At 40.4% G+C, this 12,175-nt stretch carries 11 protein-coding genes and 1 pseudogene; 11 read left to right on the plus strand and 1 reads right to left on the minus strand.

Annotation, left to right across the window (positions count from 1 at the left end):
* Positions 1 to 4 precede the first annotated feature (4 nt).
* The 11 genes from folP to GHI45_RS08935 all read left to right on the plus strand — a co-directional run bounded on the left by folP (position 5) and on the right by GHI45_RS08935 (position 11,906).
* Positions 5 to 1,078: a dihydropteroate synthase gene (gene folP, locus GHI45_RS08885; RefSeq protein ID WP_147780350.1), complete on the plus strand. Its 1,074-nt coding sequence runs from the start codon at positions 5 to 7 to the stop codon at positions 1,076 to 1,078.
* A gap of 3 nt (positions 1,079 to 1,081) precedes the next feature.
* A complete protein-coding gene (locus GHI45_RS08890; RefSeq protein ID WP_147780349.1) occupies positions 1,082 to 1,582 on the plus strand; it encodes an NUDIX domain-containing protein in 501 nt (166 codons plus the stop codon).
* Between the two features lie 38 nt (positions 1,583 to 1,620).
* Positions 1,621 to 2,922, plus strand: coding sequence for a folylpolyglutamate synthase/dihydrofolate synthase family protein (locus GHI45_RS08895; RefSeq protein WP_147780348.1), 1,302 nt, complete (start codon positions 1,621 to 1,623; stop codon positions 2,920 to 2,922).
* A 113-nt stretch (positions 2,923 to 3,035) separates the two neighbouring features.
* Positions 3,036 to 3,677 carry a deoxynucleoside kinase gene (locus GHI45_RS08900; RefSeq protein WP_147780347.1) on the plus strand — a complete coding sequence of 214 codons (642 nt, stop codon included), beginning with the start codon at positions 3,036 to 3,038 and terminating at the stop codon, positions 3,675 to 3,677.
* Positions 3,678 to 3,856: 179 nt separating this feature from the next.
* A complete protein-coding gene (locus GHI45_RS08905; protein ID WP_147780346.1) occupies positions 3,857 to 5,248 on the plus strand; it encodes a hypothetical protein in 1,392 nt (463 codons plus the stop codon).
* Positions 5,249 to 5,317: 69 nt separating this feature from the next.
* Entirely contained in the window at positions 5,318 to 6,508 is a 1,191-nt protein-coding gene (locus tag GHI45_RS08910) for a hypothetical protein (RefSeq protein ID WP_147780345.1), read from the plus strand.
* 119 nt (positions 6,509 to 6,627) lie between these two features.
* Positions 6,628 to 7,530, plus strand: coding sequence for a UDP-N-acetylmuramate dehydrogenase (murB, locus tag GHI45_RS08915; protein WP_147780344.1), 903 nt, complete (start codon positions 6,628 to 6,630; stop codon positions 7,528 to 7,530).
* Between the two features lie 394 nt (positions 7,531 to 7,924).
* Positions 7,925 to 9,202 carry an ABC transporter ATP-binding protein gene (locus GHI45_RS08920; protein WP_147780343.1) on the plus strand — a complete coding sequence of 426 codons (1,278 nt, stop codon included), beginning with the start codon at positions 7,925 to 7,927 and terminating at the stop codon, positions 9,200 to 9,202.
* Positions 9,199 to 9,990, plus strand: a complete 792-nt coding sequence (locus GHI45_RS08925) for an ABC transporter permease (protein ID WP_147780342.1) — start codon at positions 9,199 to 9,201, stop codon at positions 9,988 to 9,990. Before GHI45_RS08920 ends, GHI45_RS08925 begins: the two co-directional genes overlap by 4 nt.
* 1 nt (position 9,991) lies before the next feature.
* Positions 9,992 to 10,792: an ABC transporter permease gene (locus tag GHI45_RS08930; protein ID WP_147780341.1), complete on the plus strand. Its 801-nt coding sequence runs from the start codon at positions 9,992 to 9,994 to the stop codon at positions 10,790 to 10,792.
* A 46-nt stretch (positions 10,793 to 10,838) separates the two neighbouring features.
* Positions 10,839 to 11,906 (plus strand): ABC transporter substrate-binding protein, encoded by a 1,068-nt coding sequence (locus tag GHI45_RS08935; RefSeq protein ID WP_147780340.1) that lies wholly within the window; start codon positions 10,839 to 10,841, stop codon positions 11,904 to 11,906.
* A gap of 161 nt (positions 11,907 to 12,067) precedes the next feature.
* On the opposite strand, the pseudogene GHI45_RS08940 reads toward GHI45_RS08935, so the two are convergent.
* A pseudogene (locus GHI45_RS08940) lies at positions 12,068 to 12,175 on the minus strand (IS982 family transposase); the annotation flags it as partial.

Genomic DNA, 12,175 nt, shown 5'->3' on the forward strand with positions numbered 1-12,175 from the left:
AAAAATGAAAATAGAAGCATTAAATCAAGAACAACACTCATTAGGACACATCCCAGTCCTTTTTGATGACTTAACTGCTGACGAACGGGCCTTTTTATTGCACCGCTTTTATCGTCAGGCAAGAAAAACATTGCTTAGTCCCAGTCGTTTGCTTGTCTTTTTTGATAGCTTTGAGTTGACGGATTGGGTCAATCGTTGGGGAAATCCTCAGGAAAAAGCCCGTTTGGCTGATATTTTGAAGGCCCAACACATCATTTTTAAAGGTCAAAATTTTGAATTTGATTTGACGACAGATCCGATTGTTTATACCATCATGAATGTAACGCCAGATTCCTTTCACGATGGCGCACAAGAAAATTTGGAGCTTCATCACTTTTTGAAAAAAGCAGAAGCTCAACTTGAAGCGGGAAGCCATGTGCTTGAGCTTGGCGGTAAATCATCACGTCCAGGCTACGAGGACATCAGCCCAGAAGCAGAATGGAAACGACTAGAGCAACCGCTTAGAGCCTTGAAGCAAAGCTTTCCTGAGGCAGTCATCGCGATTGATACTGATGAAGCTGATGTTATGGAGCGGGTACTTGACGCAGGAGCGGACATCATCAATGACATCGATGGTTTTGACCGTCCCGAAAAATTAAGCCTGCTTTCCGCATACAAACCCGCAGTGGTCGTTATGAACAACGGCCGCCAACCGAATGTATATCGTGAAGATTTGGCAGAAGAACTGACTCAATATTTTAGCTACAAAAAAGATGAACTTTTAGCACTTGGTCTTTCAAATGAAAACATTTGTACTGATCCAGGTGTCGGATTTTATAGCAAAGAACGTGGTTCTGACAGTTTAGAACGAGCGAAAACCACAGAAATTTTAGCTCGTTTGGGCATGCCAGTCATGATTGCCATTTCGCACAAGCGTTTCTTGAGTCAAGATTTTGGTCTCTCAGAAGAAGAACGCATGATTGGAAACTTGATGCTAGAAGCTCAAATGATTGCGGATGGTGGTCGAGTCTTGCGCGTTCACGATGCCAGTGCCACCAAACGTATGATTGATGCCTACAAAACCTATAAGCGAGTTTAAAAAATGAAAAATCAAGATTTAATTAAAGAGATGGAAGTCTTAGAAGGTACAATCAATCAAGAAAAATACCTTCAGATCAATCAAATCTTATCCACTTTTCCTGCTCAGCTCCGAGGAAAAAGCAATCCCGACTTACAGTTGTCTGCAAGTGGACTTGTCAGCTCTGACAATCGCTTTTTCTTCATTGAGCATCCTTATCAGAAAGAGTGGCTTTTACCAGCAGGTCATGTCGAATTGGACGAACAACCGCTTGAAGCGGCATGTCGTGAATTTCATGAAGAAACTGGTTTTTTTGCGCATGGAAATCGACTGGTCGATGTCAATCTGATTGACATCCCTTTTAATGCGGTAAAAAATGAAAAAGCGCACCAGCATATCGATTTTCGTTACTTACTTGATTTGGACAGAAAAGCTCCAAGTACAGCTGAATTGCCATATCAATTATTGACGGTTGAAGATGCGCCAGATGAATTTAAAGACTATTTTGTATTATTATTAGACTAACCTTAAATAAGTTAGTGCAGTATAGAAGAAGGAAAAAAATGACTGTTGTAACCAGTGAAGAAGCACTCGAATGGGTTCATTCCCGTTTAAAATTTAATATTCGCCCCGGACTTTCGCGGGTCAATGCGCTTCTTGATTTACTAGGACGTCCAGAAAAAGAATTGGCCATGATTCATGTGGCAGGAACTAATGGAAAAGGCTCTACTGTCGCATTTGTTCGGTCTATTTTCATGTCGGCTGGACTGAAAAAAGTGGCGAGTTTCACGAGCCCATTTATCGAAAGTTTTGGCGAACGCATGGCCATCAATGGCAAGCCAATGCCTGATGAAAAGCTGATTTTTTATGTCAATTTAATAAAACCATTGGTCGATCAAATCGACGCTAATCCAGAATTGACCGGCATAACAGAATTTGAAATCATCACTGCAATGGGCTTTAAATATTTTGCGGATGAGCAGGTTGATTTGGCAGTCATCGAAGTGGGCTTGGGCGGTTTATTGGACTCCACCAATGTCATTCTTCCAAAGGTCTGCGGCATTACGACCATTGGACTTGACCATATTGACATCTTAGGTAAAACTTTGGCTGAGATTGCGGCTCAAAAAGCTGGCATTATCAAAGACGGCGTTCCTGTCGTGGTTGGAAATGTAGGCCCGGAGGCAATGGCTGTCATTGCTGACACCGCCACAAAACATCAGGCAAAACAGTATACTTTCGGTAGCCAGTATCAGATTGAACTTTTGGAAAATGAACGTTTTAACTTTAAAAACGCTGAACATTCGTTTGATCATTTGGAAAAATCACTTCGTGGTCTTCATCAGATTGAAAACGCAGCGACAGCTATTGAGCTCGCACTTGTTTATGCCGAGCAAATTGGCTTTGAACTGACCGAAGCAGCTATCCGAAAGGGATTGCGGTCAACCAGCTGGCCAGCACGAATGGAAGAACTAGCGACAGCACCTTTGACTTTGCTTGATGGGGCGCATAACGTCCATGCCATGAAACGCTTGCTTGAAAATATTTCGTCAGAGCTGACAGGAAAAAAACTGACCATTTTATTTTCTGCAATCACGACGAAAGACATCGAGCAGATGCTTGAAATGCTCCATTCAGTACCTGATGCTCACGTTATTTTGACTACTTTTGATCATCCAAAAGCGCTTGATTTAGCTGATTTTGCGGCTTGGGACGAAAAAGGACTGGAACGTGCGACAGATTGGAAGCAAAAAATCAGGGAAGTGAGAAAGTCATTAAAAGCAGATGAGGTCTTTCTCATCACAGGATCCCTTTATTTTTCATCACAAGTCAGAGAATTTTTTGTTGAAAATTTTGAAAAATAGGGTATAATTAAGAAGTTGTGGCTTTTTTTGGTCACAATAAAATATGGTTTTATTACGAATTTATTAGCGTAGGGATTGACTTTTTATGAGTCAATTTAGAGGAGGAAAATACAATTTTGATCGTATTAGCAGGTACTATAGGTGCAGGAAAGTCAAGTCTAGCAAAGGCTTTGGGCGAACATTTAGGAACAGAAGTTTTTTATGAAGCGGTGGACAATAACCCCGTTCTTGACCTTTATTATGAAGACCCGAAAAAATATGCTTTCTTGCTTCAGATTTACTTTTTAAATAAACGGTTTGAATCTATCAAAATGGCTTACCGTCAAGACAATAACGTGCTTGACCGCTCTATTTTTGAAGATGAATTGTTTTTGACATTGAACTATAAAAACGGCAATGTCACAAAAACAGAACTTGACATTTATAAAGATTTGCTGGCAAACATGCTCGAAGAACTCGAAGGCATGCCTAAAAAACGCCCTGATTTGCTTGTTTATATCGATGTTTCATTTGATACCATGCTTTCACGCATTGCACAACGTGGTCGCTCCTTTGAACAAATCGAAAGCCAACCTGGCCTCAAAGAATACTACAACCAAGTTCACGGCGAATACCCTGAATGGTACGAAAAATACGACGTCTCTCCTAAATTACGCATCGACGGCGACCATATTGACTTTGTCAACAATCCAGCAGATTTAGACAAAGTACTTCAACAAATCGATAACCAACTCAAAACATTAGATTTGCTTTAAAAAGACAACCTGTCAGTTCTGACGGGTTTTTTATTCCCCAAAAAACGATAAATAATGTAATTTATAGATGATTTAAAGTTGAAAAACTGTAATAAAAAGAGTATAATTGGCTTATCCAAAGCTTATCCAAAGCTTAATCGGTACCCTTGGGAAATATTTTGATTCTTGGGAGAATCTTTATGAAACGTACAACCTTATTTCTAGCCTCTGCGACTGTTCTTGCAGCAACTGCATTAGTTGGAGGTCATGCTTATGCTGATACTTTCCACCAGTTGCCTTCAGATTGGTCAAATGGAAGAAGTGTCGTAGGCTCTTATGTTACTCCTGGTGGTTTTACAATGACGCAATATTCTACACTTCCAACGGATAGCTCTTTGCCAATTTACGATTATTCTCAGCCAAATGCAAAAGGTTTGACGACTAAGCCTGTTTATTCCGTTGCTAAAGGAAACGACCATTATTTAACAACAGATAAAAATTATGCCGATACATTAGTTGCATCTCGTGGATACAATTCTGAAAAGATTGCATTCTATACTGGTGAAGCTGCGGGATTAGCAGATACACAAGTTGATAGCTGGTATAATGCTAATAAAGCAATGCACTTTTATTATTTAGATACTACAGGTCAACAATGGTTTGTTGATAATGCTAAAACAACACAATTAAAGTCGCTTGGATATAAAGTTGTGACTCCAATGCTATTTAATGTTAATAAATCAATAAATAGCACTGATCCTACAGATTCAGTTCCAGTATATGTGTCATTTAATTCAAGTGGCAATCACTATTATTCAGTAAACTCAGCATTACCAGCTGGTTACGGAAACCAAAGCATTGCTTGGTATGGCTTTGGTGGTCCGAACGTTGGTCAGTTGATTAGTAATGGAACTTCAAGTTCATCTTCAAGCACAACATCTACAACCACACCTACTACTACAACAACGCCAACAATGGGTTCAGCTGATATTTCAAACATTTCTGCACCTACAGCCATTCAAACAAACATGACAATATCAGGTTCAGGTCAAGGTTTCCATGCCAAAGTAAGCTTTAATACAGCAACGGCAGCCGTTTCATTTGGTATTCAATACGATGCACACGGTGCTGCACCTTATACAGGAAAACCTTCATTTTTGATTGAAAACATTTCGTCAGCAGCCACAGAAGCTGGTAATACATATACACATACAGGAGCTGCTCAAACAGGGACAAGCTATAAAGTTCTGTTGACTGTAACAAGTAACGGAACAGTAACAGCATATGTCAATGGTACTAAAGTGGGTCAAGTAACTAATGCAGGTCTTGCCAATACAACTGTTTATGCACGCGTTCAAGCTGTCGGCGATGTCAATGGCGATGTTTTCAATGCCACATTTGCCAATACACAAGTCAAAGAAAATGGCAGCATTCAAAATGCACAAACCAGTGCTATTTATCCCAATGGTGGAACAACAAATACATCTGTAGGTCAAGCAACTCCAACCATCACAATCGGTGGTAAAGTTGCTGGATTCTCTGGAAACTGGTCAACAGCAACCCCTTACGGTGATACTGTACAATTTCAATAATTAAACAAAAAAATCCAATAAAGAAATGTCGAGCAATCTACCTTTCTTTATTTTTTAAGAGGAGGAGAAATGCTTAAAAAGTCGCTCATCTGTTTGTCAGCGTTGACAGGTCTTGCTTTCATGTCAAGTCCCATGCTTGTCCACGCTGATACACCTGAAAATACAGTTCCTGTTTATTGCCTAGCCAGAGGAAACGACCACTATTTGACTACTGTTTATGATACAGCACGAAATCTAGTCGCCAATCAGGGTTACAGCAATATGCAAATCATCGCCTATGCACCAACGACAGGACTGCAAGTCCATAACTGGTATAATTCTGCTCAAGCCATTCACATGTACACCACAGACAATGCGGATACTGAACGCGCACGCTTGACTGCTTTAGGATATACCGAGTTTAATACATCCAATCTCTATTCTGCCGCAGCAACTGACAACGGTGCAACGCCAGTCTATCGTTCATTCAATGGCGTAGCCAATCATTATTATTCGCTTGAAACGGCGATGCCTGCGGGTTATATGTCACAGACGATTGGCTGGTATGCTTACTATGGACCAAAACTCAATTCAAGTGGAATAAAAACTGTCACCGCTGATACGGGTGAAACCGTTGATTTGACCACCTTAGGACAACCCACAACGACACTCTCAGCCAATGTTTCACTTGCTGGAACAGGGACAGGCTATGAGTCGAAGATTGAGCTTTGGGACAACAGCCATATCGGCAACGAAGTATCATTGGCGCTGCAAAAGGACGACCACGCAACAGGTGGGCTGAATTACAGTGGCAAAGTTGCCATTTTGACTGAAAATGTAGGCACAGACCATCACATTTATACGGATTGGGCGATTGCGAGTCAAGGTTTGACCGCAACAAATGTCCCACTGACCATTTCTTATTATGCAAATTCGGGCGTCTTGGTTTATTATGCCTACGGTGAGCCGATTGGAGCCTCAACCAATCAGACCTTTACCGCCCCTTACTTGTATGGTGCCGAGGTCAATGTTGAACACAACGGCGATACGGTTTCGGCCAGTGTCAACGACATCAACGTTCCCACAGGAAATGTCAACATTCTCTCAGGTTATCATTATGCATCACCTGCCATGCCTGGTACACCATTGGTGCTCGGCGATTTGACAGACACAGGCAATTTTAATGTGTCTTGGAATAACATCGTAGGCACAGGAATGACAGGAGATTGGGACAGCAATATCCCTCTGCCCTCTAATACCGTTTATTTTGTCAGCAATTAACAATCAAGCACATCATTTGGTGTGCTTTTTGTCATTGGAATTGATGAAGTCCAATTCACTTCTGGGCTAAAAAAATGTTATAATGAATACATCAATCAATCTTTTGATGAAGGAAAAATATGTTAGACAAAAAAAGTTTTGAAAAAATTGTAGATTTAGAAGTTTTATTTGATGAGCAACTTTCACATTATACATTTACCAAAGTCGGAGGTGCCGCAGATATTCTTGCCTTTCCGCACACCACGTCAGCGCTGACAGAAGTGCTTGACGTGGCAAGAAAGGAAAGTATTCCGGTCACCGTTCTTGGCAATGCCTCAAATTTGATTGTTCGAGATGGTGGAATTCGTGGCCTTGTCGTCTTACTTGAAAAAATGAACGCCATCAGAATTGCAGGCTATACCATTGAAGCGCAAGCCGGCGCGCCATTGATTGAGGTGTCAAATATCGCTCAAGCGCATGCACTGACTGGCTTTGAATTTGCCTGTGGTATTCCAGGTTCTGTCGGTGGTGCTGTTTTCATGAATGCAGGTGCATACGGCGGCGAAATCTCACAAGTGATTGCCAGCTGTAAAGTCATTGACCAAGCGGGTAATCTGTCAGTACTGACAAGAGACCAACTGGTTTTTGGTTACCGCAAATCAAGCATTCGTGACAATCAACTCATCGTTGTATCAGCCAAATTCGAATTGACCAGTGGCGATCCACGTCAAATCAAAAATGAAATGCTGAAGCTCAATAATCTGCGTGCCAGCAAGCAACCGCTCGAGTATCCAAGTTGTGGTTCTGTCTTTAAGCGACCTGCTGGACATTTTGCAGGCCAACTGATCCAAGAAGCAGGTGCTCAAGGACATCGCATTGGTGGCGTTGAAGTTTCGCAAAAACACGCCGGTTTTATGGTCAATGTCAATCATGGATCAGCAAAAGACTATGAAGCATTGATTGCCTATGTCATCGAAGCAGTAGAAGCAAGCTCAGGCATTACGCTTGAGCCAGAAGTACGCGTGATTGGAGAAGCAGAATAAGTCTGTTTTTCTACGAAAATGAAATGGACTTGATTTTTATTTTCATTTAAGTTATAATAGTTTTATTCTGTGTTTTAGCAGAAGATTTGACCGCTCTATGAGCTAAGGCCAGACGGACAGCCGGGTCAAAAGCCGAATTGGCGACTTTCGTTGCCTTATTGATTAGTTGATCATTCAACTATGAGAAGTATTTAACTTCTCACCCAAGAAAACACGCTTGCGCGCATCAATAAGAGTATTAAAAGTTCTTCTGCACTCATGACATGAATCGGAACTCAAACTCATCTGCTTTTTTAAGCGGGGAAAAATACGATATTGAATGTAACCAGGTGTTTGACATCTGGTTTTTTATTGTTTTCTTGATCATTTTACATAGAAAAGGACGATTTGATTAATGACAAAAAATATTATCGAATTTAAAGACGTTTCCAAAACCTACTTTGACAACAACACCGTTGTCTTAAATCACGTGAGTTTTGAGATTGAGGAAGGGAAATTTTACACCTTACTTGGTGCGTCAGGTTCTGGTAAATCAACGATATTAAACATTATCGCTGGTATGCTAGACGCGACGGAAGGCGACGTCATCTTGGACGGAAAACGAATCAATGACTTACCCTCCAACAAACGCGATGTGCATACCATTTTTCAATCTTACGCCCTGTTTCCTAACATGAATGTTTTTGATAATGTTGCTTTCGCTTTAAAAATCAAGGGAGTCAACAAGAAAGAGATCAAAAGTCGTGTGCTTGAAGCGCTTGATATGGTACGTCTTTCAGGTTATGAAAATCGTGCCATTGCTAAATTATCAGGCGGACAAAAGCAACGTGTTGCCATTGCGCGTGCCATTATTGACCGTCCCAAAGTATTATTATTAGACGAATCTTTGTCAGCTTTGGATATGAAATTAAGAAAGGACATGCAATACGAACTCCGTGAATTGCAACAGTCTTTAGGAATTACGTTTATTTTTGTCACACATGACCAAGAAGAAGCCCTTGCCATGTCCGATTGGATTTTCATCATGAACAATGGCGAAATCGTTCAATCAGGCACGCCAACAGATATTTATGATGAACCAATTAACCATTTTGTTGCGGACTTTATTGGGGAATCTAATATTTTGAGTGGACGAATGATCAAAGACTATTTGGTTGAATTCAACGGTCAACAATTTGAAGCGGTCGATGGCGGAATGCGAAAAAATGAAGCCATTGAAGTCGTTATTAGACCTGAAGACATCGTCTTTACCCGTCCAAATGAAGGAAAATTCAATGTGAAAGTGGACACTCAGCTTTTCCGTGGTGTCCATTACGAAATTGTGGCTTATGATGAATTTAACAACGAATGGCTCATTCATTCGACCCATAAAGCCTTAGTTGGCGAAACCGTTGGGCTTGATTTTGAACCTGAAGCCATTCACATCATGCGTCTCAATGAAACGGAAGAAGAATTCGATGCCCGAATTGAAGAATTTGTTGAAGAAGATGAACAAACCATTGGGCTGTCAAATGTTATTGCTGAAGAAGAAGCTGAATTCCAAGAAACACTTCAAGAAGCGGTTCATGAGGTCGTGCAAGATGCCATTGATTCGGATGGAGACACACTTGAGAACCTGCATGAAGCGATTGACGATGAAGAAATTCATGCAACAAATGGAGGACATCAATGATCAAACGTCTTTATTCGCTCCCTTACTTGCTATGGATTGGCTTGTTTGTCATCATTCCATTGGCGATGCTTTTTTACAAGAGTTTCTTTGATATTAGTGGTCATTTTACATTTGATAATTATGCGACTTATTTTACAAGCACCACTTACTTGATGATGACTTGGAATTCTGTGCTTTATGCACTCATTATCACCATTGCAACCTTGCTCATTTCTTATCCTGCAGCTTTTGTTTTGACCAAACTTAAACGCAAACAACTGTGGTTAATGTTGATTATTTTGCCTACGTGGGTCAATCTATTGCTTAAAGCATATGCATTTATCGGAATTTTTGGGAAATACGGCACGGCCAATGAATTCTTGCAATTCGTAGGACTTGGATGCACCCAGTTGCTCTTTACTGACGCCAGTTTTATTTTTGTAGCTGCCTATATCTCCATTCCCTTTATGATCATGCCCATTTTCAATGCGCTGGAAGATCTTGATGACAACTTGGTTGCTGCCGCTTCTGATTTAGGTGCCAGCAAATGGCAAGCCTTTTCTCAAGTGGTTTGGCCACTCTCTTTAAACGGTGTCAGAGCAGGCGTTCAAGCCGTTTTCATTCCCAGTCTCTCCCTCTTCATGTTGACGCGTCTCATCGGTGGTAATAAAGTCATTACGCTTGGGACTGCGGTCGAAGAACATTTCCTAATCACACAAAATTGGGGAATGGGCTCAACGATTGCCATTGTCCTCGTTGTTGCCATGCTAGTTGTCATGGGATTGACCAGAGAAAAGAAAGGAGCATAAGATGAAGAAAAATTATAAATTTGGCAAACTCTATCTTGCTTTCGTCCTTCTTGTCCTGTATGCACCGATTTTTTACCTTATCTTTTATTCCTTCAACGCTGGTGGAGACATGAGCAAGTTTACTGGCTTTACCCTCCAAAATTATAAAGATTTATTTGCGGACAGCCGATTGATTTTGATTGTCGTTCAGACTTTCTTCCTTGCCTTTTTGAGTTCTTTAATTGCCACAATCATCGGCACAATCGGTGCCATGTTTATTGAGAAAGTCAGCCAAAAAGGCCGTGGCACCTTGCTTGGATTGAACAATGTCTTGATGGTTTCGCCAGATGTTGTCATAGGTGCCAGTTTTTTGATTTTATTTACGGTCATTGGCATGCAACTTGGCTTTGTTTCTGTTTTATTGAGTCATATTGCCTTTTCAATTCCGATTGTGGTTGTCATGATTATGCCTTTGTATCATGAAATGGACAAATCATTGATTGATGCAGCTTATGATTTGGGTGCGAGTCGAATTCAAACCTTGAAAGAAGTGGTGCTTCCTTATTTATCACCAGGGATTATTGCCGGCTTTTTCATGGCATTTACTTACAGCCTAGATGATTTTGCAGTCACTTTCTTTGTAACAGGAAATGATTTCACGACCCTCTCTGTTGAGATTTATAGTCGTGCCAGAGCAGGAATTTCCCTTGAAATCAATGCCTTATCAACGGTTGTCTTCCTGTTTTCAGTGCTTTTAGTTGTTGGATATTACTTCATCATGAAAGACTCTGAAACCGTTGGAAAAGCGTCAAACCTGACTTGAAATTCTGTCAGTACTGACAGCTTACAAAAAAATTGGAAGGATATAAATGAAAAAATTACTTTATTTCCTTATCGGAATAATTGCAATTACTGCCATTTTAGGATTTACCTCGCTTAAAATGGCATCAAAAGGGGGCGTAAAAACAGATCAAAATACGCTCACAATCTTTAACTGGGGAGAATACATCAACCCTGATCTGATTACAGCCTTTGAAAAAGAGACGGGCTACCACGTGAATTACATGACCTTTGATTCCAATGAAGCCATGTATGCCAAGGTTAAACAAGGTGGAACCGCTTATGACATCGTCGTTCCTTCAGATTATATGATTCAAAAAATGGCAAATGAAGGCCTTTTGCAAAAACTTGACCATTCGAAAATTAAAGGTCTGTCAGATGACGAACCAAAACTCCTCAACCCGTCATTTGACAAAGGAAATCAGTATTCCGTTCCATATTTTTGGGGAACTTTGGGGATTGTCTATAATGATAAATACATTCAACAACCGCCTGTGAAATTTTCTGATTTATGGGATAAAAAGTATAAAAATAGTATTATCCTGACCGATGATACACGCGATGTGATGGGAATGGGTCTGATTGAGCAAGGTTTCTCTGTTAATTCGACCAACCAATCGCAAATCAACCAAGCCTACAATCGTTTGCTTCAATTGACACCGAATGTCAAAGCAATATTGGGTGATGAAGTCATGAATTATATGGTCAATAACGAGACTCCGATGGCAGTTGTTTACTCCGGGCAAGCAGCAGAGATGACCTCAGCAAATCAGCATCTCCACTACATTATCCCTGAAAAAACCAACATTTGGTACGACAATCTGGCCATTCCAAAGACAGCGAAAAATGTCAAAGCAGCCTATGCTTTTATCAATTTTATGCAGCGTCCTGAAAACGCAGCGAGCAATGCCGACTGGGTGGGCTATTCAACTCCCAATCTTAAGGCTAAAGCACTCCTGCCAAAAGATGTCAGCTCTGACAAGGCATTTTATCCAGATGAAGCAGTCATCAAAGATGACGAAGCCTATACCAACCTCAGCCCTTATTGGACAGGCGTTTATAATGACCTTTATTTACAATTTAAGATGAATAAATAAAAAGCAGTAACCGTTGGTTACTGCTTTTTTATACTCTATTTTATATTTTTAACAATAGAAATAAAAACAAATATTTTCTGAAAATTTATAATGATTGTGAGATTTTACCATTAAGTTACTATGAGCAAATTTGTAGTATTTTTACCCGAATTGCTAGTTGATTATTTTGCCATCACTTGATAGCCAATTGAGTACTTCAAAGTCTCTGGTTTCAATGTTTTAGCCAGCTTTAGAAGAATAGAGTACGCTAAAAAGATCATTTCTAATTT

Source organism: Lactococcus sp. dk101, from assembly GCF_009601055.1.
Taxonomy (GTDB): Bacteria; Bacillota; Bacilli; order Lactobacillales; family Streptococcaceae; genus Lactococcus.